Raw genomic sequence first — 25216 nt, forward strand, 5'->3', positions numbered from 1 at the left:
ACTATTTCTTTGATATCATGGTCTATCTTCTCTTTGAGAGAGCCGGGAATTTCATTTTATAGTCAGCGTCCACGTCTCCCTTTGATATTTTAGCCAGCCTGTTCTTGATAAGGCGCTTCTTCAGGCCGTTCAGGTGGTCAGTGAACAGGATGCCTTCAATGTGGTCGTATTCGTGTTGAATGACACGGGCATTCATGCCATCGTAGGTGTCTTCATGCTCATTCCACTCTTCGTCGAAATAGCGTATCACGATGCGCTCCGGGCGATACACGACCTCCCGCACGCCCGGTATGCTCAGGCAGCCCTCTTCAAAACCCCATTCCTCCCCGTCTTCCTCTATAATCTCAGGGTTGATGAATGCTTTCTTCACACCTTTTCCTTTGTCCTTATCGTCCATCATCGGCTCAGAGTCAATCACGAACAGCCGGATGCTTTTGCTGATCTGTGGCGCGGCCAGGCCTACGCCGTGGGCAAAGTACATGGTCGAGTACATATCCTCGATAAGCTCCTTCAGGTCAGGGTAATCTTTGGGGATATCTTCTGCTTCTTCTTTTAAAACTGGATCGCCGTAAGCGGTAATCGGGTAAATCATATAGTTCTGCTTTCTAAATACGATTGTAAAATAATGGCGGCACTCACACGGTCCACCGTGCCTTTGTCCTGGCGGTCTTTCTTTTTCAGGCCACCCGCCAGCATGGCCGCCTGCGCCATTTTAGATGTAAAACGCTCGTCCACGGTATGCACCGGTATGGCAGGGAACTCCTTCTGCAGCTTCCGCACGAAGCCTACCACGTGCTGCGTCGCCTCCGTGTCCTCGCCAGAGAGGCGGCGCGGCATTCCCACCACAATAGCTTCCACCGGCTCGCGCTGTACATACGCCTTCAGGAAGGATAACACATCTTTGGCATGAACGGTTTCTAAAGGGCTGGCGATTATCTGCAGCGTGTCGGTTACTGCTATACCCACGCGCTTTGTCCCGTAATCAATTGCCATTATCCTGCCCATTTGTCTGTTCTTAAGCCGCAAAGGTAAGGAATTATCTTGTTTCTTATAAGCAAGGGAGTGGCTGCTCTTACACATCTTCACGCATAGTTCCGTTACATCAGCCGGTGTTCCAGTGTCTGCCTGCAGTGATTAGTAGCGCTAAAGTTTTTTTCGCTGTTCTGTGGATCTGCAACGGTTACGTCGATGAAATGAAGCCGTACATCTAAAAGTGGTGCTTAATAGTATGAAGTAGATGATGTATAAATTAAATTATTTTAAATTAGATGGTGTTATAGATACAGAGGAGGCGTAATATAGCCGGTGTACTTTGCAACCTTCGCAACTTGTACTTGTATAGCTAAAATAACCCCTCCGGTATAATTTTATTAACTTGTGGCACCTCTTTAACAGCGGCACCGGTTGCTGTGGTACTTATGGGAAGACAGGTATATTGACTAATAATTTGTAAGAATATGGATAACATGGAGCACGGGGAAGAAAAGAGAAACGTCCGGAACTCTCCATTTCAGATAAAGCTGCCGCTGTTTATTGCGATGGCACTGGTTGTGGGAGTGCTGATAGGGGCTACCACCTTTTCGCCTTCCAGCAACAACCCGCAGGGCACTGCTAAGAGCTACCTGAAGTTCCGGGATATCCTGAGCTATATAGACCGCGACTATGTGGACACGGTGGACATAGAGGAATTGTCGGATTTTGCTATCACCAAAATGCTGGAGAAGCTGGACCCGCATACCGCCTATATTCCGGCGGATGAAATCGCCATGGCCCGCTCTTACCTGGAAGGAGACTTTGAGGGCATCGGGGTGGAGTTTAACATCATCAAGGACACCATCTACGTCATCACACCGCTCAGCGGAGGCCCGTCGGAGGCAGCAGGCATACAGCCCGGAGATAAGATAGTTGAAGTAGACGGAGATAAAGTGGCTGGCATCGGCATTAACAACGAGGGCGTTTTCCAGCGGCTGCGTGGGCCGAAAGGATCCAAAGTAAGTCTTACAATCAAACGGGAGGGCACTAAAAAGCCGCTTACCTTCACCATACAGCGCAGTAAAATACCAACACACTCAGTGGATGTAGGGTATATGGTGGACGATAGAACAGGGTATATCAAAGTGAGCAGGTTCTCGGCTAACACTTACGAGGAGTTTAAGCAGTCGCTCACTGAGCTGAAGCGCAAAGGGATGCAGCGGCTTATACTGGACCTGCGTGGCAACCCCGGCGGCTATATGGACCATGCCATCCGGATGGCAGATGAGTTTATATCAGGTGAGAAAATGATTGTGTATACTGATGGCAAAGGCGATAAATATGACTCCAAAACCCATGCCCGCACCAAAGGAGATTTTGAAAACGGGCCACTCATCGTGCTGCTGGACGAAGGCAGTGCCTCTGCCGCCGAGATTGTGGCTGGTGCGCTGCAGGATAACGACCGGGCATTGATTGTGGGCCGCCGTTCGTTTGGTAAAGGTTTGGTACAGATGCCAATTCCGCTGAATGATGGTTCTGAGCTGCGCCTCACGATATCCCGTTATTTTACGCCAAGTGGCCGCTCTATCCAGAAGCCCTACACAGCCGGTTCCGAAGAATACGAGATGGATATCATGCACCGCTTCGAAAACGGCGAATACTTCCACCCGGACAGCAGCCTGTTTGTGGACTCTCTGAAGTACCAGACGCTGCGTGGGCGTAGTGTATATGGCGGCGGGGGGATTATGCCGGATGTGTTTGTAGCCCGCGATACCATGGAGCTTTCACCTTATCTGAGTGAGCTGTATAACAAGAACATTATCCGGGAATACACCCTTGAGTACTACCGCGATCACCGAAAGGAGCTGGACAAGATGCCGTTTGAGAAATTTTACAGGAACTTCCAGGTAACAGATAAGATGCTGCAGGAGGTGGTGCAGATGGCGAATGCAGAAAACGTGGAGTACAAGGAGGAAGAATACAAACGGTCCAGGAACCTGCTTCGTAATAATATAAAAGCATTTATAGCACGCAGTATTTATGGCAATACAGGTTTTTTTCCGGTACTGCATGAGTCGGATGAGGAGTTTCAGCAGGCCCTGAAACACTTTAACCAGGCCATGAGCTTGGCAAAGGGCGGAGCGTAAACGTAACACTGTATAGCAGCGCGTATACTGTGTCTGAACCATAAACATAACACCATCGCATGGCTTATTACTATCGGTTAGGAGAGATCCCTCAAAAAAGACACACCCAGTTCCGGCAGCCGGATGGCAGCCTTTATGCAGAGCAGCTGGTCGGCACGCTTGGTTTCAGCGGCGTGTCTTCCCTGTTGTATCACATTCACCCACCCACACAAATAAGCCGCATTGGAGAGCCCAAACCTTATGCTCCCAAAAAGGCAGAAAACATTAAGCTGGCGCCGCATCACCTGCGCACCCTGAACGTGGAAACAACAGGCCCTGACTACCTCAGCGCCCGTAAAACCATGCTTTTCAACAGCGATGTAGCCATCAGTATCTGTACTCCATCAGAACCTGAGATGGATTACTACTACAAGAATGCGCAGGCAGACGAGGTGGTGTTTGTGCACGACGGAAGCGGGGATTTGCTCACGCAAATGGGGCGCATCCCCTTTAAGCCCGGCGATTACCTCGTGATTCCGCGCACAGTCATCCATAAATTCAGGTTTGATGCCGGGCAGGTGCGCCTGCTGGTCATAGAGTCGTTTAGCCCGGTGGAGACACCGCGCCGCTACCGCAACCATTTCGGGCAATTGCTGGAGCACTCGCCGTTTAACGAGCGCGATATGCGGCCGCCTGTGGAACTCATCACGGAATCAGAGCGCGGTGAAAGGCTCGTGCAGATTAAAAAAGAAGGGGAGCTGCATCAGTACTACTATGACTTCAGTCCTTTTGATGCCGTAGGCTGGGATGGATACTTCTATCCCTACGCGTTCTCCATCTACGATTTTGAACCGATTACGGGCCGTATTCATCAGCCGCCGCCGGTGCACCAGACCTTTGAGGCGCATAACTTTGTTATCTGCTCCTTTGTACCGCGCCTCTTCGACTACCATCCGCTGTCTATTCCGGCCCCGTACAACCATTCCAACGTAGATTCTGATGAGGTGCTCTATTATGTGGAAGGTGACTTTATGAGCCGTAAAGGAGTGGATAGAGCCTCGTTTACAGTACATCCGGGCGGTATTCCGCACGGTCCGCACCCGGGTACGGTAGAGGCAAGCATTGGCAAGAAAGAGACAAAAGAGTATGCCGTGATGGTGGATACGTTCAAGCCGTTGCATCTGACGGAGGAGGCGGTGCAGTACATGGACGAAAACTACCCGATGAGTTGGAACGAGCACGGCAAGGGATAAGCATATATAAGAGATATTTAATGTAAAATGCTTTGGCATTTGTAAATTAGCGGCAGGGATGTTCGGCTGAAGCCATTCTCCCTGCCGCTAATTGCATTATAACTTACATCTCACCCTTATTTTATGAATAAAATCTCTTTAGCAGTAGTCGTATTATTTTCTTTTTTTGCCGTGGCCTGTGAGAAAGTGGATGATTTGCTTACCTTCTATATGGAGGAGGAAGAGACTTTCACCATCGAGTCTTACTTTCCGGTTGGAACGCTGGTGCCGCTTACCCCCATCACGATTACCACTAACTCAGAAGAAACTTTTAAGAACAACAAGACCCGCGCAGAACTGGTAAAAGACGTAACATTAAACAGGCTGAACCTGACGATAACCGATCCGCAGGAAGAGAATTTTAACTTCCTGAAGAAGATTGAAATTTATATCTCAAGCGAGGATCAAGCCGAGGTGATGATTGCGTACTTGGAAGAGGTGCCGACAAACGCAACTACGTTAAATTTAAAGTCAACTAATGCTGCACTCGATGAGTTTATAAAAGGAGACACGTATAACATCCGCACAAAAGCGGCGCTGGCCAAACCCGTTTCCCGTAATATAACCATCAAGGCTGACATGCGGTTTAAAGTGACAGCAGACCCAATATAAAATGCATACATTACAGATGAGGATTTCTGAGAAGAATAAGTTAGAGAAGATCATTATTGTTGGCGATCGGGTACTGATAAAGCCAAAGACTGTTCGCGACCAGACGAAGAGCGGCCTTTACCTGCCGCCCGGAGTGCAGCAAAAGGAGAAGGTGCAGGAAGGCTACATCATGAAGGTGGGCCCGGGCTACCCGATTCCGGCAGACTATGGCTATGAAGACGAGTCGTGGGGAGGGGAGGAGGAAGAGGTGCGCTACATTCCGCTTCAGGCTAAAGAGGGCGATCTCGCTATTTACCTGCAGCGCGACGCCATCGAAATTAGTTATTTAGACGAACGCTACTTTATTGTGCCACAGTCAGCGGTGCTGATGCTGGTGCGTGAAGAGGATTTGTAACGTTTATTATTCATCGGTAAAAGGGCCACGCTTATTGGATAAGTGTGGCCTTTTCTGTTGTACCGGGTCCATTGTACCTCGTATAATACCGCTTCTCATAAACACCATTCTATAGCTTCGGAGTTTTTACTCTACCTAGGCTGCGTAGATTCAGCATATCCAGCGGCATCTCACCTACTGTTCCATTGTTTCTCTCCGAACTCTCAAGGCCGAGAGGCCTCGTCGTGGGGGTAGGGGCCCTCTTAAGGGCATCGCGCTGTGCATTTGAAGCTGCCCTCGCTCTGCTTCGGCTGCCACACTGCGTGCGGCACCGCATCAAATACAAGGCGCTCAACCCAAAGACTGGAATCAGATTCACTCCGTGCCAACTAAGAAGAATCAAATAAACTCTATGGAAGGACTCTAGGCAATGCGGTATAAAACCAGAAAGAGCAGCCTGTATGTGCAGGCTGCTCTTTCTGGTTTTATGTAAACATGGCTTAGCGGCGTATGAGCAGCTTCTTCGTTTGCAGCTTATCACCGTGCTGCACACGCAGAACGTACATACCGGAAGAATGCATTTTCAGGTCAATCTCACCTCTGTACTGGCCGTTAAACTGCTTTACTTCACCTGTGTATACCTGCTTGCCCATTAAATCCACTACTTCGATTGTAATGTCTTCTGTGCCCTGCGTCTCCAGTGTGAAATTAAACAGGCCGCTTTGGCTTGGGTTCGGGAATGCCATTAACTCGGCGCTGACGCCACGCTCAGAAGTGTCGAAGTCAAAACGCAGCGCAGCAGAAGCTTCAGATACGCAGCCGTTTGCTGTGACCACAACAGTATAGTTTCCGCTTGCCTCAGGAGTTATTTCATTGCCTGTGGCCCCTTCTATTGCCTTGCCATCCAGGAACCATTGGTTACCCGCCGCCGCACTTGATACCAGCGCTTGCCCGCTACGCGAAACCACTGGCTGCGCCAATGGCGCTCCAATTACCATCTCTACCTCTGCGCGCTCACTTCTGCAACCCAAACCACGCACTTTCAGATCATAGAAATAGTAGTAGTAGTCCAGTGATGTATGAGTGTCTGAATTAGTGGCGGTGTTACCGGTAATAGAGAACACATCCGGTATCTCGAACGGATAGCCTTTTACACCTGCATTGTTCCGGAAGATGGTAGCACCCTCTTCGTAAGAAATAGCAATATTGTAAGTGCCAGCCTCAGGTAACTCCAGCCCCAGGTAGTAAACAGCGCCCTGGTCTGCAGGATCGTCTGGTTGGGGCCCAGGAGCAGGGGTGGTACGTGTCGGGGAAACCTGCAACGTGCGGGAAGAAACCGGGGAGCCATCTGCATCATAAGCCGTAAATGTTATTTTCCCGCCATGCCCAATGTAGAGCCGCGCCGTTTCAAGCACCATAGGCGCTTTGGTAGTGACAAGCACATCCGGAGAAAACTGATTGTAACCACCGCCTGTCGCAAATGACTTGTTGGCTGCTCCTACTGTGCCTTCATAGTCGTTATAAGCTGCATATAGCTTACCGTTGGGAACCTTGTTTGCAGCTAACTGCAGTTGGTTGCCTGCTGCCAATGGCTGTGTGGCGGTGGGGGAGTTGTACCAGAAGATTGTGCCTGCTCCTTCGTGCGTTAATGTATAGTGCGGGGCCTCGCCACAGCGGGCTGCCGAGGCATTCACAGGTGCTGCCATGTTCTCCGGCACCGTAAAGGTGCGTTGCATCCGGTTGTTCGTTGTTACGGCATCGCCCGGCAGGTTAGAAAGTGCAACCAGTTCGTAAGTTTTGCCTGCCTCAGTGGCAAAACTGTCATTCAGAAGCAACTCTGCTTTTGCGTAAGGTTCTAACGTTCCTGTATAGGTACCCGTCAGCTGCTGCACCTCTGTTCCGTTTTCACGCACACTAATGGTAACAGGTATATTGGTTTGTGCCACTGCACCTAAGTTCCGGATGATAACCGCCACCGTCTGCTCTGAGGTAGCGCAAAGCGATGACCCTATAGGCATGACAGCGTTTACGCTGATGTCTTTGCCTGGCTGCGAGAACTGCACGAGGTAATCCTGTGTTTCGCCGCGGCTGTAACTGCCGCAGGCGGTTACGCTGGCAGCTTGCTGCGTCTCCTGCAGCACCACGCGCAGGCGCACTTTGTTTCCGACTACAGCGGTAGCGGGGGCTTTGATGGCGCCTGTAAAGGTTTCTGCTCCGTTTAGTACACCAGAAGTAGCTACTGTTTCGCCTGCATCTTCAAAATCACCATCACCGTTCCAGTCGGCAAACACCTTTGCTACCTTCGGCGCGTCTGCGGCACAGGTGCCTGTTGCAATCGTCAGGGTTGCATTCTGGTCTGGCTCTAAAATAAAAATATTATTTGTCAGGTCCTGGTAGGTCGTGCAATTAACATTAGATGTCACAGCTTCGGTGCCGATGGCAAACCTCGTTATCTTAGCGCCTGCATCGGAGGTAGGGGCACTGGCGCAAACTGCTGTACCACCTGCACCACTTACGAGCAGCGAATATGCCTGCGGCCCCTTTGTTAGCGTACCTTTATGGTTAACTGTAATAGTATAAGTTTTTCCGGGTACCGCATTCTCAATCAGAATCTGCTCTACGTTGTCTACCACGTTGTCGCCTGCTTTAGCAGCAGCGTCGGGTGTCGCAGGGTCCAGTGTCCAGGGCTGGTAAGTAGTGCCTGCACTGGCTACGCGTACGTCCAGGTCGTTCACCAGGCGCGGGGTCCGGTTATTCAAAGCTTTTACGCCTGCCGTTGTCACGCTGCCTTCAGGGTCAGTCCAGGAAATAGTAATCTTTAAAGGTCCTGCGCCGGAAGCGCGTACTTCAATTGTTTGCGACTGCCCCTGCTCTAATGATTTTTCCTGTAACAGGTGTGTGCCGTTGCTGTTGGAAAGCAGGGAAGCAGCCCGCTCAGCATTTAAGAGTCCCCATCCATAGATATAATCCGGCCCTTTGGTTGCTCCTGCTTCGTCAGCGGTGTGTATGGCAAGACCTTTGAGTGTGGCGGCACGCATTACTTTACCGCTGTTCAGGTTGGCATAATGCTCCTGTAAGAGCAGCAGTGTGCCGGCAACATTTGGTGCTGCCATGGAAGTGCCGCTCAGCGTTTTATAGTCGCGGTCACTGCTGGAAGAACTGGAAAGCACCGATACACCGTTTCCTACAATGTCCGGTTTAATGCGGCCATCATCTGTCGGGCCATAGCTGCTGAAGGTGGAGACCAGGACATCTTCTGCCCTGGTAAACCCATCCGAAAGAGGGGCAACGGCACCTACTGCCAATATGTTCTTTGCATTTCCGGCTGTGGATATTACATCGTAGCCATCGTTGCTGCTCAGGTTGGCAGGCCGGGATGTAACTAAGTCAAACTTCCCGTCGCTCTTGCGCTGGAAGTATGGTTCGCCCGTTTCCGGGCCTCTCTCACCGCGGTTGTTCCCAACAGATTTCACAATGAGGTAATACGGTGCGTTATAGGCAATCTTGTCCCAACTGGCAGCTTGCTTATCGTAATAGCCAAACCGATAGTCTTCTGTAGCACTTACGTCTTTATCACCCCACCATTCCCATTTGGGATCTTCGTCGGTGCCTTCGCGGTCATCGTTATAACGCCAGCCGGCAATGGAGCCATACGAGTGGTTCGACACCAGTAATTTTTCAGCTGCTTTGGCCATTTCCGCCTCATCATTGTTAAAGTCATACGCCTGGAGAGTGGCTCCGTAGGCCATGCCTTTTGCCATTGCGTTCATGCCACTGGCTATTAAGGTGCCGGCCACGTGTGTGGCATGCTCACTGGCCTCGGTCGCGTCGTCTTTTAGCTGTACCCGTTTTTTAAGCTCCTGATGTGTTTCTCTGATGCGGCCACCATCCCACATCGCTAGTTTGGACACAACCGAACTGCTGGCCCCGCTCAGGTTCAGGCCAAGCGAACCGCCTGCCCAAAGCTGGTCTGTTTTAGTGGTAGCAGCCGCACGTGAGTTGTTATATGTAATATAGTAGATAGGCATGCCCCTGGAGTCAAGCCCTTGCAGGGATATATAAGTGCCGTCTTTGTAGGTCTTCTGGATAACCCAACCGTTTTTATGCGCGAGTTCAATTGCCCTGGCCTTGTCTGCTTTATAATCTTTTTCCGCGGCTACGGCTATTTGCTGTAAGGCCTTGATATTGGTTTGGATACGCGTAACATCATGCTGTGCAAGTGCCGGAGTAGCAGCTGCCAGCCCAAGGGTAACAAGCCAGAGGCTCAGTCTTCTCATAAACAAATAAGTTGGGTAGAGTTTTACTATGCTCAAGTTACATCAAAAGCGCGATAATGGCAAAGACGTTCCATTTAGGCAAAGAATTTACAGCCTTGAGAGAAAGATAATTAGCTTTTGTTTTGCCGTGACAGGTGTTGCGGCAGCGGAGGTGTTTTCAGGTGAATTCAGGAAAGATTGGTTTTTAGCTTTTGGACTGTTTTAAGCCTGAAATACTGTTTACTGAATGGGATGTATCTATGATATGCCTGGTATGCTACCGCTTTACAAGCAGGCGCTTTTGTTTGGCAGCAAAAGTATGAGGCCCTCCTACACTAATTGTTATATACAAGCCTGTTATAGGTGTTTATTTGTGTTTATGGTATGCTGAATAATCGCCCCGATTCTTGTTAAGGCGGATTTAGCTTCGCTCATAACAGAAAGGAGCGGCCATATCTGGGGCATGCCTTTGCCTTCAATGACTTCTACTTTAACATTTTCTTCCAGCATTTTATTTACTGCCAGCTTCTGGTCCGGCATCATGATGTTGTTTTCCCATAAAGAACTCTTTAGGTGGAACATGAATATCGTCTTTCCTTAGCCGCTTCACATCAATCGGTGTTTTGGCAAAAGGTCTCTTTCACTCCTTTGAGCTTTAGAACCAACATCGTAATATGATAGGTAATGCCTGGCATATTTGAGAGCATAGCTACAGTTCCTATGTACTTAGGCGTTGTATATGCAGCTTACTTTTCTAGCAGGAAGTACAAATAGTAGTCCTGGTCGGAGTCAGGCTCTATACTTGTTGTATAGCTGCTGTTCTTGATTTGCCATCCCTTATCCTGATGCGCCTTTATTATTTGAAGTGCACCAGAGTAGTCATGTTCATTTTCAGCCTTAACCCGTTTTTGTATAAAGCTACTGCTATCTCCTGCTATCGAGATATTAACAAGCATATTGCCACCTCTATTTGACACGATGACGGTCATCGTTTCTTTTGAAGCAGCTTGCTCGTACTGCTTGAAACTGAATAATGCTGTAACAGCCAAGGTTAAGGCTAATATAATGCTTTTGCTCTTATTCATTAAATTAGATTTTGATTGATAGGAATTGACGAACGAAGCTGGTTATGAGTTGGCATTGTTAGTGTAAAAGTGTAGCCGATTGCTTTTATTCTACCTTAGGAGAGATGTTAAGTGTCCACTTCTCTGATGTGTCGAAGCGCCTGGGCCCTGCCAACTTTGAGCCTCCATATGTTATACCAAAAGCTGGCACAGCAAGAAGAAAGAAAGGCAAGCCTCCTCCCGCCATCATTGTTCCAAGTCCTAAAGCCACAGCGGCTGCTCCATAAGCACCTGCACCCGCAGCTAATACGTTACCACCGACTTTTCTCAGAATATTCCCTTTGACTGTTCCTTTGATGGATGTAATATCTCTTAAAGCAAGTGTGTCCGTTGAGAATGCAATAGCAGAGTCACCAACCAAAGAGTAGTGGGTTAAGGTAAGCTTTCGGCCATCAAGCATTTTAACTTCTATTTGTTTATTAAGTTTAATGGATAACTCTCTTGGGTTTGATGCTCCGTTTTTACTCAGTAGTAGTACAGAATTATCATTGTTTCTGTTCTGCGCGGTACAGCAGAAGTATGAGAGGACAAGCAGGACGAACAAAAGTTGTTTCATAGGTTTCTCTATTACTAAATTTTTCAGCGGAAATCATAAGAATAGTAGTCAGTTGCGGGCTTTATTCCTGTCAAGTTACAATAAAGTTGAAGCGGGATACAAACCTTGGATTTACAGTTATCTCGGTTATTATTTTATACAGTGTTAGCAGCTGTTGTTATCGAGTTTTTCAACTAACATTAACAAAAGTGATTACCTAAAACCTTTTTATTCAGTCAATAATCTTTTATTGTTAAAATATTGAGATACCAAATTTTTTTGACAGCAGACTATCGAGTTGCTTAAGGTCCGATATTAAATCTAAATGGTTTTGCGTTAATGATGATTCAGGCTTGTTTTTCTGAAACAGCTTTTTCAATTCGACCACTTTAAAGTAAAATGATTGGGATTGTAGTTTCAACTGTAGTAGCGCTAACTTTTTTTCTATAGCGATCTTTTTTTGTTTAACCACATTGATTGTTTCAATAGCCGAATCAAAATTCAACTCTTTTTGTTCGAGGGATTTTAAAAGTCCGCACTTGAAATTGGCACATTGTTTCGGTCTTTTGGAATAAATATTGCAACCATCACAATAGTTGTTACAGGGTTGAAGAAAAAAACCTTCTCCATTTGCATTATCAATATCTATTAATTCTCTCAATACAGGCAATTCTTCACGACCGAGCTGTACAAAACCAATCACGGTACCGTCACAACAAAACCCACAAGACAAACAAATATTTATTGAATCATTCATGATTTTCTGAATTTAAACACTTCTTTGGTGTACTCTTTTAAAGGACATCTTCAACTGGTGCCAACGGTTGGGCTATAGTTCGTTTATGCACTATAGGTAGTGTTGGCAGACGTGTTTCTATTATACAATAAGCAAATCTGCTCCAAACAATTACATAGAAGCAGAGTTTGGCAGATGAATTTGAAACCCAAAGCTAAAGCCAAAGGCACTGCTGGTAAGATTAGAACCAGGAAAGTTGTAATTGTAGTGTAGCTTTACCTCTAAGCCAACCTGTTCTGTAATGAAATGTGCTAGTCCTAGGCGTGCACCTAAGCTATGGTGTCTATAGGAGTTTTTTTGCTCCGATTCCCCATAGGTGCTTTTGTCACCGCCATAGAGGATATTGCCGTTTGCTTGTGCAAAGACTCTTGTAGGCGCATCCTGCCCAAAGTAATAGCGGACAAAGGGCTGTAATCCAGTGGCAATGTTGCGGTAGTTATTTCTTTTGCTGTAAACTAAAGACAATCCACTCCCAGCAGCAAGATTATCAGTTACAAAGTAACCAAAGTTAGGGGGCAGAGTAACATCAAAGCCTTCTTGGAAGCTACCATATCCACTACCACCTATCATTTTTGTTCCTTTTTCTGTTTGGCCACTACAGGTGAAAGAAATAACTAGAGCTATAATGAGAGTAAGTAAAGAAGTTTTCATTTCTTTTGTTTTTTAATTTTTAGCTTAAATATGACTGCAACGGCCTCGTATAAACGACGCGCATGGTCGTCGGCCGAAGGGTGACATTTATATAATGTTAGGGGCAATTATTTTTCTAAGTATTTGCTAATACTCATCTTCTAGTTCAGATATTATCAGTTCTGGTTTTACTGTCGAATATCTAAGTCTTATTGAGTCTCCTTCTCCTAGTGCATTTGGGTTTTTGTCCCAACCTCCAGAAAATTCATACTCTTTATTTCTAACCAAGTATTTAATTTCAACACTATGTCCGTTGTATGAATATAAATCGGCGATTATTCCTTTTCCATATTTATAATCCTTGTTAACTGTATCTATTCTTTCCTGAATATCCCTATCCCATTTTTGGCCAAACCAATACAAGGCCCCGAAAATTGCTAATGCTAGTCCTAGATTAAATAAAACTAACTGAAGCTTTTTGTTCATTTAACTAGTATTAATTGCCCCTAACTACTGTATAAACGGAGTTATTTCGTTTAGCCGCCCAAGGGGTGTTGTGTAAACGGAGCCGCACTAACGAATGTACTATATATAATTGATTAAATAGTAGGTATAGTTACTTGTTTACTTTCTAGAACAGCAGCATACACTAGAAAACAAAAGCACACCAACCGGGGCTGGTGTGCTTTCTAAAGTACTATTGTAGTGGGTGAGTTTACTTCTTCAGGTATTGGGCATACTCTTTGGCAAAATAAGACAGAATAACATCGGCACCGGCTCGCTTGATGCTGATCAATGTCTCCAGCATCGCCTTTTCGCCGTCTATCCAGCCTCTTTCGGCAGCCGCCTTCACCATGGCATACTCTCCACTTACATTATAGGCAGCAATGGGCAGGTGCGAGTTTTCGCGGAGTAGCTTTATAATATCTAAGTAAGCGAGGGCTGGCTTCACCATCAGGTAGTCAGCGCCCTCGGCTGTGTCCAATTCTGCCTCAATCAGGGCTTCGCGGCTGTTGGCCGGGTTCATCTGGTACGTCTTCTTGTCGCCCATTTTAGGGGCGGAGTCCAGGGCATCTCGGAAGGGACCGTAAAAAGCGCCTGCATACTTTGCCGTGTAGCTCATGATGGCCACTTTCTGGAAACCGTTCTCGTCGAGCACACGTCGGATATGCCCTACGCGGCCATCCATCATATCTGACGGCGCCACAATATCAGCACCAGCCTGCGCCTGCGTCAGGGCCATTTTGCCCAATACCTCTAGTGTCTCGTCATTCAGGATTTCGCCGTTCTCTACAATACCGTCGTGGCCGTCGGAGCTGTATGGGTCCATGGCCACATCGGTTACCAACACCACGTCCGGGAAATTCTTTTTCACCTCTCTGATGGCTCTGGCGAACAAGTTGTCGGGGTTATGGCTCTCAGTGGCATACTTGTCTTTGAGCTGTTCCGGCATACCCGGGAACGGCGCGAAAGCCTTTAGGCCTAAGTCTATGCAGGCCCCTATTTCTTCCAGCAGCGTGTCGATGGAGAAGCGGGAGATGCCTGGCATGGAGTGGATGGGAACGCGCTGGTTCTGGCCATCTATAATGAAAAGAGGGAAAATAAAGTCGTGGAGGCTCAGGGTTGTTTCCTGCACCATATTGCGGATTACCTCGTTCTGGCGGTTACGTCTTGGTCTTCTGTTCATAAGAATAATGCTTTACAGAAAAATGTTCAAAATCAAACTGCTGCAAAGGTACGGGTTAATTGTTGAATGTTTAATTGCTGGATTGTTGACCAAGCTTACCTCTCTGTTCCTTTATAGACTATAAACGTGCACACGCGCATGGGTTGCCAACTTCTGTTAAAAATAGAAAAGGCGACACCGCCTGAGCAGCATCGCCTTCTTTATTCTCTAGCATCTAACATCTAAAGTCTAGCCTCTGAAATTAGAAGCCCATAATTACTTCCTCTATAATATCGCAGCATTCCTGCAGTTGCTCTTCCGTCATCACCAGGGGCGGGGCAAACCGGATGATGTCGCCGTGGGTTGGCTTGGCCAGCAGACCATTGTCTTTCAGGGCCACGCATACATCCCAGGCAGTGCGGCCATCAGCGGTAGGCTCCACTACTATAGCGTTAAGTAAGCCCCGGCCGCGCACCAGCGTTACCAGCTCCGGGCGTTTGGTCATCAGGCGGCGCATGCGCTCCCGGAACAGCTCACCCAGCCTGTTAGCATTCTCTGTTAACTGTTCGTTCTCAATCACCTCCAGTGCGGCAATGGCCACTACGGCAGCCAGTGGGTTGCCACCAAAGGTAGAGCCATGCTCTCCTGGCTGTATGCACAGCATGATCTCATCGTCGGCCAGCACACAGGAAATCGGTAGTACGCCGCCGGAAAGCGCTTTACCAAGTATCAGGATATCTGCTTTCACATCATCATAATAGCTGGCCAGCAGCTTGCCGGTGCGTCCGATGCCTGTCTGGATCTCATCTGTTATCAGGAGCACATTAAATTCCTTGCACAGGGCATGTACCTTCGCTAGATAACCTTCGTCTGGCACCACTACGCCGGCCTCGCCCTGTATAGGCTCCACCATAAAGGCGCAGATGTTCGGGTTCTCTTTAAATGTCTGGTGCAGTGCCTCCACATCGTTGTAAGGGATAACTTTATAACCCGGCATATAAGGGCCGAAGCCTTTGGTAGAGTCAGGGTCGGTGGAGAAAGAAATAATACCGGTCGTGCGGCCATGGAAGTTATGGTCCACCACCACAATTTCGGCTTTATGCGGCGCAATGCCTTTCTTCATGTAGCCCCACTTGCGGGCTAGCTTAATGGCTGTTTCCACGGCCTCGGCACCAGAGTTCATGTACAGTGCCTTGTCATACTTAAAGTAGTCGCAGATGTATTTCTCTGCGGCACCCAGTTTGTCATTGTAAAAAGCGCGGGAGGTTAGGGTGAGTTGCTGTGCCTGCTCCACCAGGGCATTAATAATCTTAGGGTGGCAGTGGCCCTGGTTCACGGCGCTGTAAGCCGACAGGAAATCGTAGTAGCGGTTTCCTTCCACATCCCAGAGGTATACACCTTCGCCACGGTTCAGCACCACAGGCAGCGGGTGGTAATTGTGGGCGCCATACTGATGCTCGGTGTCGATGGCCTGTTGGCTGGAGGTAATTGTTAGCGTGTTCATAGTTTTAGGTTTTCGTTTCTTCCGGAGTTTTCAGGTGCAGGGCTTGCTAAAAGCCTGCAGTCTTTTTTACTACAGATTTTATCTTTTATTGTTGTAAAAGTAGTGATTCTGGGTGTGGTTCAAAACTTTGCAGCTCCGGGTCGGGCTCAGGCGCCTTTCCCTTTTGTTGTTTTAAAACGTCTGAATACAGCTTCAAAGCCTTCGGCGTCATACTCTCCATAGGTGCTGGTCATCAGCCCAAGCGTCAGGTCGCCGGCGCGTAAGCCAAACACTTCGCGTGTACCAGAAATCGTGTCGGGAGAGGGAACTTCGTGGCGTTCTATCAGCGTGAGTTGCTCCGGCGGCACAGTGGTGCTGAGTTCAGGACAGAAGAGCTGGCCTTTCTGGATGGTAAAGGTATGGATGTAGCCACGGTCGCGCATGGCGGCGATGGCTTCGCTGAAGGTGCTGTACTGTGGCATAGACATCTGGTTGTTGGTTGTGCGTTAAGTTGATGGCAGCTAATAGCCTATAGAACTATAACGTACGCGCACAGGTTGGTGGTGTTGGGCATGCCGGTTTTGGCTTCGGCTTTATTATTGCTGATATTTGTACACTTACCAAATATATCAGTATAGTTTGAGCCAGAGATTAACAGAAGGAGAAGATTATTACCTGAATGAGCAGGGGCTGATGGTGTTTACTGCCAAATACCACCTGAAGCGCGGCTACTGCTGCCAGAACGGTTGTAAGCACTGTCCTTATGGCTTTAAGAAGGGGCAGCAGGATGCAGCGCAGCAGAAAAAAGTATAAAATCTGTTACCTGTAGCAGCATTGCAGCGGCTTTGTACACATTTTCAGGAAAAATATTCGCTATAGCTTTGATTTTCTGTATCCTTTTTAGGATATTTGCACCCCTATTGAAATAAATAAGAAGAAAATACAAGATGGCACGAGTTTGCGACATAACAGGAAAAAGACCACGCGTAGGTAACAACGTATCTCACGCTAATAATAAGACGAAGCGTAAGTTTTATCCAAACCTTCAAAAGAAGCGTTTCTACATCCCTGAAGAGGATGCATGGGTAACACTTAAGGTTTCTACATCTGCAATCAGAACAATCAACAAGAACGGTATTTCTGCCGTGTTGAAGAAAGCAGTAGAGCAAGGCCATATCCTGTTCTAGCATTCAGGCCGCACTCCGGTTGTGTTGTTGCCGCTTATTAACCCATACGGGCTCATGGCAGAAAAACAATCCTTCCGGAAAGCCATCTGACAATTAGATAAAAATTCACCGGCAACGGAGAGGGGTGATACAGCAATAGCTGCACTTCGCTCCGTTGCCGTTTTATCTCTTATTTCAGGAACCGTTCCACATGCAGGCGATGGCATGGGGAAGGTGATTTAGCCTTTATTGCCTGGTTTTACCATGCGATGACAGGAATTTGCCGCTGCTTTCGATTGATAAAGCGTTGGTGATTATAAGCCGTACGTGTTGTGTGGCTTTCTCCTGAAACCAAGCTAATCCTGTTCGTGTTACGGATGCATGTAAAACTTGTGAAGCGACGGCAAAGTCTTTCACAATAAATATTTTACATTGTTTGTAATTAGAGATTTAAGCTTTTATATTTGCAGTCCCAAATAAAAAATTACGAATAGAGATGGCTAAAAAAGCAAAAGGTAATAGAATCCAGGTTATTATGGAGTGTACAGAGCAGAAGACTACTGACATACCTGGAACTTCAAGGTACATCACTACCAAGAACAGAAAGAATACGACTGAGCGTCTGGAGCTTAAGAAGTATAACCCGAATTTGAAGAAAGTAACTGTACATAAAGAAATTAAATAACCATGGCTAAGAAGGTAGTTGCAACCCTAAAGACCGCCACAGGTAAAGACTGGGCAAAAGTGATCAAAGCTGTGAAGTCTCCAAAAACTGGTGCTTATAGCTTTAAAGAAGAAATGGTGCCTGTAGACAAAGTGCAGGAGTACTTGAAGAAGTAGTAAGCCTACTCTACTGTATAGATAGATTACATGAAGAAGTCCCCATCAGTGGGACTTTTTTAGTATATTACCGTTTCACCCGAGCTTTTCATCCTTACAAAATCATCGGTATGGGCATTTTCGATTTTTTCGGCAAAGAGAAGAAAAAAGAATCGCTGGACAAAGGTTTAGAGAAAACCAAGAGTAGCTTCTTTGGCCAGCTAAGCAAAGCAGTTGTCGGTAAATCTACGGTTGATGTAGATGTGCTCGATGAGTTGGAGGAAATCCTGGTGCATGCCGATGTGGGCGTGGGGACAACGGTGAAAATCATCAACCGAATTGAGAAGCGTGTGGCCCGCGATAAGTATGTGAATACCCAGGAACTGGACCGTATTCTGCGCGAGGAGATAGCGGCACTGCTGGAGGAAAACAACTCCGGCGACGGTGCTGACTTTGAACTACCGGAGGGCATTAAGCCCTACGTGATCATGGTGGTAGGCGTAAACGGTGTGGGTAAAACAACCACCATCGGTAAACTGGCTGCCCAGTTCCACAAAGCAGGTAAAAAGGTAGTGCTTGGCGCTGCTGATACCTTCCGTGCCGCCGCAGTAGACCAGCTCATTATCTGGGGAGAGCGTGTGGGTGTGCCGGTGGTTTCGCATGGCATGAACACTGACCCTGCCTCTGTTGCTTATGATGCGGTAAAGAAAGGTGTGGAGATGAATGCCGATGTGGTGATCATTGATACAGCTGGCCGACTGCACAACAAGGTAGGCCTGATGAACGAGCTTGCCAAAATCAAGCGCGTGATGCAGAAGGTAACAGAAGACACGCCGCACGAAGTGCTGCTGGTGCTGGATGGCAGCACAGGTCAGAACGCGCTGCTGCAGGCCCGTGAGTTTACCAAAGCCACCGATGTAACAGCCCTGGCCATCACCAAGCTGGATGGCACAGCCAAAGGCGGTGTGGTGATTGGTATTTCAGATGAATTTAAAATTCCCGTGAAATATATAGGAGTTGGCGAGAAAATTGAGGACCTGCAACTGTTCGACAAACAGGAGTTTGTGGAGTCTTTCTTTTCACGCTAAAACCTCATGCCATGCTTAAGCTTCTGTTGCTGCCACTAACGCTGTTGCTCTCTTCCTGCAACGGCACCAATCACTCCTCTCAATCACAGGAAAACCAGGAACAGATGGAGCAACCGAATACGCAGCAAACTGCAGGCGCTGCCACACAGGCGCAACAGGCACCCATAGAGCAGGGTATTGTCGGCAAAGTAATATGGCAGGCTGGCAACCAAATGCCCTCGCCAGATGCGCCGCCAAGCAAAGGCAGAGGTGTGCAGCGCACTGTGTATATTTACGAACTCACCAATGGCAGTCAAGCCAAAACCATAGAGGGTGTTTTTCACACCAACATTCAAACTAATTTAGTGACCCAGGTGGCGACTGATGCTGACGGCAACTTTGCAGTTAGCCTGGAGCCCGGCATGTATAGCCTTTTCACCAAAGAGGAGAAAGGACTGTATGCCAACCTCTTTGATGGGGAGAATAACATTTTCCCGGTAGAGGTGCAGGAGGGACAGGTAACGACTGTAGAGTTCCTTATCAATTACGCTGCAAGCTACTGATGCAAATCCGGCTTATTGTTCAAGTACGCAGGGAGTAAAAAACGATATTTCCCTCTTTTCATTATCCTAAAAGCTTTACGCTTCCAATTCCGCCCTTCACGTGCCAGGGCTATGTTGGTCAATCCTATTTCTCTCTACAGCAAAACAACGGGTATTTCTTATAAACTGCCTGCATACGAAGGAGGATAACTCCTGTATATGCAATATTTTTATTCAATATAGTTTGTTATATATATAGGGTAAGTGCTAAATTGTTCGCAATCTCAATGCAGTGATTCTTTAAAAGTGTAGTACTGCAAGCGCTTTGAATATTTATACTTTAGGTTTCTGAATAGCTGCCGGGGCAATCCTTGCATGCTACTCTTTACCAAGCAAACTTATATGATAAAACAACTACTCGTTCTGCTTCTTATCTTTTTTTCAGTTTCGTTGCCTGCCTTGAGCCAGGATTGGCAATGGGTGAAAGACGCCGGAGGGCTGGATTACAGCGAAAGCAGCCGCATCGCCACAGATGCCAGCGGCAACAGCTACGTAACCGGAAACTATGCCCGATCTGTTACCTTTGGCACCACCACATTAACGGGCGGTCCGGATGGAAATACTTTTCTTGTAAAGTACAGCAACGATGGCCAACTCGTGTGGGCGAAGCAGATAAAAGGAACTTCTGTTGTCGAAACCATGGATATGGCCGTTGATGGCAGCGGGAATATTTATGTAACGGGTAATTTTAAAGGAACCGCCACTGTAGGTGCCTTTACACTGACCAGCCCGGATGATAGAGCTGCTTTTGTAGCGAAGTTTGATGCAACTGGCAACGTGGTGTGGGCAAAGCAGGCGAACAGCACGGAAGTTGATGATGTAAGGGGAGAGAACATCACGGTTGATGGGAGTGGCAATGTCTATGTGACAGGTAACTTCTTTTCATCGGCAACCTTCGGCGCTACCACCATCACCGCCACAAGAGATGAACAGGTTTTTATTGCGAAGTATGCCGCTAATGGAAATCTGACCTGGGTGAAAATGGCAGGAGGCTTGGGCAGTTGCTTCACCCACGACATCGCCACCGATAACAGCGGCAATTTATACCTGACAGGCCAGTTCTGGCTGACAGCCACTTTTGGCTCCACTACGCTTTATAAAGATGACTCGATTATAACTTCTGGAGAGGTTTTTATTGCCAAATACGATGCTTCCGGAAATGCGCTGTGGGCAAAGCAGGCAGGAGGCGCAGGCAGCGATGCAGCCACAGGCATCGTAGTGGATGACAACGGCAACAGCTATATTACCGGATTCTTTCAGGGCACCACGGCGGCATTTGGCTCTGCTACTGTTACAGGTAACAGTGCCAAAAATGTTTTTCTGGCGAAGTACAGTGCCGCTGGTGGCTTCATGTGGGTGAGAAAGCAGCAAGCTTCCGGGGATGCGGCTGGTACCGCGATAGACCTGGATGCAAGCGGTAACATCTATACTACCGGCTATTTTGAAGGTTCTGCCACTTTCGGCAATGCAACGTTAATTTCATACGGCAGCTACGACATGTTTTTCGCTAAATACGATGCCAATGGTACTGTAACCGGGACCATGCAAGCCGGAGGTGCCGGAATGGATGTAGCGAAGGGCCTGGACGTAAACGCCAACGGCGGGATATATTTTACCGGTGACTTTAGCGGGCCAGCCACCTTCGGCGCTACCACGCTTTCAGAAGGTATAGTAGTTGGGAAGCTGAACTCCATTAGCTATAATCAGGAGCCTGCTCCTACCATAACTCCTGGCTCCCTGAACAGCAACATTGTATGTAGGGGCGCATCCGTAGAAATTCCCTTCTCAACAACAGGGCGCTTTGGAGCAGACAACGTTTTTACTGTTCAACTTTCTGACTATTGGGGCTCCTTTGCATACCCAACAGGAATAGGTAGCAGCAAAACAAGCCCTGTCACTGCTACCATTCCTGCTGAATTCGCATTAGGTACAGGCTATAAAATAAGAGTGATCGCTTCTTCTCCTGGGGTAACCGGGGCAGTAAATGGAACAGTAACCATCAATAAGCCTCCTGTTGTTACAGCTTCCGTTGCATCAAAAACAATAGCTGCAGGTTCATCAACTACGCTTTATGCAACAGGAGCTGACACCTATGCCTGGTCACCGGCAACGGGCTTGAGTAATGCAAGTACCGCTAACCCTGTCGCTACGCCTCAAACCACCACCACCTATACCGTAACAGGCACCAGGAATGGGTGTAGCAGTACAGCTTCTGTTACTGTTAGGGTAGACCCAGTGCCTCCCTTGGGAAGTGCTTTTACTTGGTCATCCGTCATGTATGAAGCAAACGCGGGCCGTTCATCAGCTAAAGTAACTGCAGCTGATGATAAGGGAAACGTCTATGTAGCGGGCGAATTCACAACGAGTATAAAGCTGGGCTCAACCACACTCACAGATGGTACTGGTAGCGGGCGAATTTTTCTAGCGAAGTATAACAGTGAAGGCCAGGTGTTGTGGGTGAAGCAGATGGATGGTACTTTTCTGGCAGACATGGCAGTGGATGCCAACGGTAACGTTTATGTCGTGGGCTCCTTTGGTTTATCTATCAGAATAGGTGAACAGACACTAACGGCAAGTAATGGCGCAAACTTTTTTGTAGCCAAATACAGTGGGGAAGGTGATGTAGCATGGGTGACACAGACCCGCGGTTTGGATTACTCTGTTTCAACTATAGCAGTTTCTTCTGTTGGAGAGCTTTACATCTCAGGGGCTTATAGAGGCACCGCTACTTTCAATGCCATCTCTTTATCAGGTGGTGATACGAATGAATTGTTTATCGTGAAATATGACAGCGGAGGCACAGCTGTTTGGGGTAAGTCCATCAAAGGCTCAGGTGCCAAAAACTATGAGCTTGATATCGCTACAGATGCCGAAGGAGATGTATACCTGACAAGTTCTATATCTATAGGCACTTTGGAGTTTAACTCCTTTGTCTTGACAAACAGTAAAGGAGTACCTAATACTTTTATCGCTAAGTATCTGTCAGATGGGCAGTTTCAGTGGGCAAAGCTGGTAAACTATAACAATGAGGACTACAGCTATACCAGAAGCAGCCAGGTAGCTGTAGACAAAAATAAGAATGTCTATTTACTAGGGCACTTTGACCGGTTCACGAAATTTGAGGCTGGACCACCACTTTCAGCAGCAATTGCAGGATTTAATGTCTTTTTAGCTAAATATGATACCAATGGGAGCTTTCAGTGGGTAATGGAAACAGGAGGCAGTTTTACTGCTGCAACGGGTTTCACTATTGACGCTGACGACTTTCTCTATGTAACAGGTGCCTTTAACTATTCAGCTACTTTTGGAACAAAGCAGTTCGTAATCGGAAATACTGATACACAGGTGACTGATCATGGGATTTTTGTAGTGAAATATGATGTAAATGGAAATGTTATCTGGGCTGAAAATGCGACAACAAAAAGGAGGGGTGATTTAATAAGTAGAGGAATAAGTGTTGACAACGAGCAGAATATCTTTATAGTTGGCAGCTTTGACAGGAGTGGTTTCCATGATCCAATTAAGTTCGGATGCCAAACAATAGAAAATAGTGGCGAAGAGCATTACTTCCTGGCAAAACTTAAACCACATGCTGGGCTTCCTCCTACCATTAGAGTGGGAAGTGTAGGAGAAACTGTGTGTGCGGGCCTTAGCATAGTAGTACCTTTTTCAGCCTCTGAAAGCGATAACGCCTGTACCACATATGCTGTTATTCTGTCAGATGATAAAGGGTCTTTTCAAAATGCACAAATTATCGGAACCGGTACAGGGAGTCCTATTACAGCCACAATTCCATCACGTACTTTTCCCGGGGATGGGTACAGGATAAATGTCATTAGCTCTTCCCCTGCCATCACAGGTGCTGATAACGGCACGGATATAAAGATAACGGCTCTGCCTGTTGCATTGAGCAGCACAAGCAGGGCAGATCCATGCCCTGGTACAGCAGGCATTGTTTACACAGCTTCATCAAGTAGTCAAATCACTTCCTATAACTGGTCTGTGCCTGCAGATTGGGCTATTACAGGAGGGCACGGAACAAATAGAATAACCGTAACGGCAGGAGCATCAGCCGGAGAGGTTGCGGTTGTGGTTAGTGGCGTATGCGGTACAGAAGCCAGAAAAAGTATGTCTGTTACTCCGATCAGTGTTTTTGCGCCTACAGTCATAGAAACTGCTAAGTCGCTCTGTGGAACGGGCAACGTTGTCTTCATCGCAAGCGGTGCTCCTTCTGGTGCAATGTACCGATGGTATGCATCCGCCACAGGTGCGGAGCCGATATGGGAAAATACCCCTTATGGTTCCGAGTCAAGATTCTATACCCCTGTTGTTAGTGTGAACACCACCTTTTATGTTTCCCTTTTGTTCAGTAGTGGCTGCGAAAGCGAACGCGTTCCTCTTACCATCACCATCAGGCCAAAACCAGATACACCAGGGGCTATTACCGCATCGTCAGCGGCCTGTACTGAAGGAGCTGAGGTGACGTATCAGGTTCCTGTGGCTAGTCATGCCTCCGGCTACGAATGGAGGGTTCCTTTCGGTTGGGTGATCCTGTCCGGGCAAGGCACGAAAAGCATCAGGGTAAGAACAGGCGCTACAAGTGGTGAAGTGTCAGTAACTGCTTATAACGGATGTGGTTTCAGTACAGCACAGGTGTTAGCTGTTCAGGCGGGGGTTCCAGTGGGACCAGCAACTACAGGAGAATCAAGGTGCGGTGCAGGAAGTGTAACTTTATATGCCGATGGGGCACCTGAAGGTAGCACTTACCGGTGGTACAGTGCCGCTGTTGGCGGAACAGCTATTGTTGGCGAAATTGGCAGAGAGTATGTCACCCCGTATCTTTCTTCATCAACTACCTACTATGTGTCCGTCGTTACTGCGGGAGGTTGCGAGAGCCCCAGAGCTGCCGTAACAGCCACCATAACATCTGCTGCAACGGCTAAAGCTGGTCCAGATGAGACTGTTTGTGTAGGTGCTCCAAGCTTTGCTTTAAGAGGTTATAGCCCTGCCGGTGGAGAGTGGTCTGGTGTGGGAGTGGCGGCTAATGGAGAATTTGTTCCTTCTGCTGCTGGTGTAGGTGTGCATACGCTTACCTATAGCTTTCCGCAAAACAGCTGCCTTGCCTCCGCCACCAAAACAATTACGGTTACACCGGAGCCTATACTTACCCTGGCGCCTTACGGTGAAGTATGCAGTACGGTACGTGATTTTAATCTCTTGGAAGGCCAGCCTATGGGCGGCATGTTCAGTGGCGTGGGTGTAGACAGTGTCTGGTTCGATGCAACTGTGGCAGGAGCTGGTACGCACCTCATTACGTATACCTATAACTTTGACGGTGGCTGTACGGTGTCAACGACACAAGCTATTACTGTTACCACCTGCACCGGCCTCCCGGAAAGCAAGTTAGCCGCTAAGCTTGTCGTTTATCCAAACCCTACCCAATCAGATTTAAACGTAGCCTTGCCTTTATCTAAGGGAACAGCCCTGAGCCTGCGCCTGTTCGACGCAAAGGGACAAAAGGTATATGAGCAGCAGTATCCTAAGCTATCCGGGGAATTTAAGCAGGTCGTCAGCTTAAAAAACAAGGCGAGGGGCGTTTACTTGCTGCAGCTGATCTTAGATGATGGCGTTGTGACGAAACGGGTGGTCGTAGAATAAGAAGCCTCCGTCAAGCTCAATTATTTGTAAAACAGCCTG

The 25216-nt window shown here is 47.7% G+C and carries 24 protein-coding genes; 12 read left to right on the forward strand and 12 right to left on the reverse strand.

Annotation, left to right across the window (positions count from 1 at the left end; translation table 11 throughout):
• Positions 1–22: 22 nt before the first annotated feature.
• Positions 23–592 carry a peptide deformylase gene (gene def / locus DXT99_RS17705; RefSeq protein WP_115566915.1) on the reverse strand — a complete coding sequence of 190 codons (570 nt, stop codon included), beginning with the start codon at positions 590–592 and terminating at the stop codon, positions 23–25.
• Positions 589–1005 (reverse strand): Holliday junction resolvase RuvX, encoded by a 417-nt coding sequence (gene ruvX / locus DXT99_RS17710; RefSeq protein ID WP_115566916.1) that lies wholly within the window; start codon positions 1003–1005, stop codon positions 589–591. The genes def and ruvX overlap by 4 nt, the downstream gene beginning before the upstream one ends.
• Positions 1006–1457: 452 nt before the next feature.
• Between ruvX and DXT99_RS17715 the strand changes: the two genes are divergently transcribed.
• The 4 genes from DXT99_RS17715 (at position 1458) to DXT99_RS17730 (ending at position 5396) form a co-directional block, all read left to right on the forward strand.
• A complete protein-coding gene (locus tag DXT99_RS17715) occupies positions 1458–3119 on the forward strand; it encodes a S41 family peptidase (RefSeq protein ID WP_115566917.1) in 1662 nt (553 codons plus the stop codon).
• Between the two features lie 59 nt (positions 3120–3178).
• On the forward strand, positions 3179–4351 hold the full coding sequence (locus DXT99_RS17720) for a homogentisate 1,2-dioxygenase (RefSeq protein WP_115566918.1): 1173 nt from the start codon (positions 3179–3181) through the stop codon (positions 4349–4351).
• Between the two features lie 123 nt (positions 4352–4474).
• On the forward strand, positions 4475–5002 hold the full coding sequence (locus tag DXT99_RS17725; RefSeq protein ID WP_115566919.1) for a hypothetical protein: 528 nt from the start codon (positions 4475–4477) through the stop codon (positions 5000–5002).
• A 1-nt stretch (position 5003) separates the two neighbouring features.
• Complete coding sequence (locus DXT99_RS17730; protein ID WP_246000814.1) at positions 5004–5396, forward strand: co-chaperone GroES; 393 nt, start codon at positions 5004–5006, stop codon at positions 5394–5396.
• Between the two features lie 479 nt (positions 5397–5875).
• Here DXT99_RS17730 and DXT99_RS17735 read toward each other — a convergent pair whose 3' ends face one another.
• Complete coding sequence (locus tag DXT99_RS17735) at positions 5876–9652, reverse strand: S8 family serine peptidase (RefSeq protein ID WP_115566920.1); 3777 nt, start codon at positions 9650–9652, stop codon at positions 5876–5878.
• A gap of 28 nt (positions 9653–9680) precedes the next feature.
• Here DXT99_RS17735 and DXT99_RS27085 point away from each other — a divergent pair, with 28 nt between their 5' ends.
• On the forward strand, positions 9681–9857 hold the full coding sequence (locus tag DXT99_RS27085) for a hypothetical protein (protein WP_181885159.1): 177 nt from the start codon (positions 9681–9683) through the stop codon (positions 9855–9857).
• Positions 9858–9988: 131 nt separating this feature from the next.
• Here the strand turns inward: DXT99_RS27085 and DXT99_RS17740 are convergent, their stop codons facing one another.
• The 9 genes from DXT99_RS17740 to DXT99_RS17780 all read right to left on the reverse strand — a co-directional run bounded on the left by DXT99_RS17740 (position 9989) and on the right by DXT99_RS17780 (position 16347).
• Positions 9989–10213 carry a hypothetical protein gene (locus DXT99_RS17740; protein WP_115566921.1) on the reverse strand — a complete coding sequence of 75 codons (225 nt, stop codon included), beginning with the start codon at positions 10211–10213 and terminating at the stop codon, positions 9989–9991.
• Positions 10214–10377: 164 nt separating this feature from the next.
• Entirely contained in the window at positions 10378–10716 is a 339-nt protein-coding gene (locus DXT99_RS17745) for a hypothetical protein (protein WP_115566922.1), read from the reverse strand.
• An 85-nt stretch (positions 10717–10801) separates the two neighbouring features.
• Positions 10802–11311, reverse strand: coding sequence for a hypothetical protein (locus DXT99_RS17750; protein WP_115566923.1), 510 nt, complete (start codon positions 11309–11311; stop codon positions 10802–10804).
• Between the two features lie 232 nt (positions 11312–11543).
• Positions 11544–12047 (reverse strand): YkgJ family cysteine cluster protein, encoded by a 504-nt coding sequence (locus tag DXT99_RS17755; RefSeq protein WP_115566924.1) that lies wholly within the window; start codon positions 12045–12047, stop codon positions 11544–11546.
• 150 nt (positions 12048–12197) lie between these two features.
• Positions 12198–12737 carry a hypothetical protein gene (locus tag DXT99_RS17760; RefSeq protein WP_147294248.1) on the reverse strand — a complete coding sequence of 180 codons (540 nt, stop codon included), beginning with the start codon at positions 12735–12737 and terminating at the stop codon, positions 12198–12200.
• Positions 12738–12863: 126 nt separating this feature from the next.
• On the reverse strand, positions 12864–13202 hold the full coding sequence (locus tag DXT99_RS17765; RefSeq protein WP_115566926.1) for a DNA binding protein: 339 nt from the start codon (positions 13200–13202) through the stop codon (positions 12864–12866).
• Between the two features lie 229 nt (positions 13203–13431).
• Positions 13432–14403, reverse strand: coding sequence for a porphobilinogen synthase (gene hemB, locus DXT99_RS17770; RefSeq protein WP_181885160.1), 972 nt, complete (start codon positions 14401–14403; stop codon positions 13432–13434).
• A gap of 241 nt (positions 14404–14644) precedes the next feature.
• The gene (rocD, locus tag DXT99_RS17775; protein WP_115566928.1) at positions 14645–15886 is read right to left on the reverse strand and encodes an ornithine--oxo-acid transaminase; all 1242 of its coding nucleotides are present in this window, start codon (positions 15884–15886) and stop codon (positions 14645–14647) included.
• A 146-nt stretch (positions 15887–16032) separates the two neighbouring features.
• Complete coding sequence (locus DXT99_RS17780; protein WP_115566955.1) at positions 16033–16347, reverse strand: hypothetical protein; 315 nt, start codon at positions 16345–16347, stop codon at positions 16033–16035.
• A 157-nt stretch (positions 16348–16504) separates the two neighbouring features.
• On the opposite strand from DXT99_RS17780, the gene DXT99_RS17785 reads away from it, so the two are divergent.
• From DXT99_RS17785 to DXT99_RS17815, 7 genes are all read left to right on the forward strand, one after another.
• Positions 16505–16678 carry a DUF5522 domain-containing protein gene (locus DXT99_RS17785; RefSeq protein ID WP_220273403.1) on the forward strand — a complete coding sequence of 58 codons (174 nt, stop codon included), beginning with the start codon at positions 16505–16507 and terminating at the stop codon, positions 16676–16678.
• Between the two features lie 134 nt (positions 16679–16812).
• Entirely contained in the window at positions 16813–17052 is a 240-nt protein-coding gene (rpmB, locus tag DXT99_RS17790; protein ID WP_115566929.1) for a 50S ribosomal protein L28, read from the forward strand.
• Between the two features lie 475 nt (positions 17053–17527).
• A complete protein-coding gene (rpmG, locus tag DXT99_RS17795) occupies positions 17528–17716 on the forward strand; it encodes a 50S ribosomal protein L33 (RefSeq protein ID WP_115566930.1) in 189 nt (62 codons plus the stop codon).
• Between the two features lie 2 nt (positions 17717–17718).
• The gene (locus tag DXT99_RS17800) at positions 17719–17871 is read left to right on the forward strand and encodes a DUF4295 domain-containing protein (RefSeq protein ID WP_089319827.1); all 153 of its coding nucleotides are present in this window, start codon (positions 17719–17721) and stop codon (positions 17869–17871) included.
• Positions 17872–17981: 110 nt separating this feature from the next.
• On the forward strand, positions 17982–18938 hold the full coding sequence (gene ftsY, locus DXT99_RS17805; RefSeq protein WP_115566931.1) for a signal recognition particle-docking protein FtsY: 957 nt from the start codon (positions 17982–17984) through the stop codon (positions 18936–18938).
• A gap of 11 nt (positions 18939–18949) precedes the next feature.
• Positions 18950–19480, forward strand: a complete 531-nt coding sequence (locus tag DXT99_RS17810) for a carboxypeptidase-like regulatory domain-containing protein (RefSeq protein ID WP_115566932.1) — start codon at positions 18950–18952, stop codon at positions 19478–19480.
• A gap of 381 nt (positions 19481–19861) precedes the next feature.
• Positions 19862–25177, forward strand: a complete 5316-nt coding sequence (locus DXT99_RS17815; protein WP_181885161.1) for an SBBP repeat-containing protein — start codon at positions 19862–19864, stop codon at positions 25175–25177.
• Positions 25178–25216 lie beyond the last annotated feature (39 nt).

The organism is Pontibacter diazotrophicus, assembly GCF_003367245.1.
GTDB lineage: Bacteria > Bacteroidota > Bacteroidia > Cytophagales > Hymenobacteraceae > Pontibacter > Pontibacter diazotrophicus.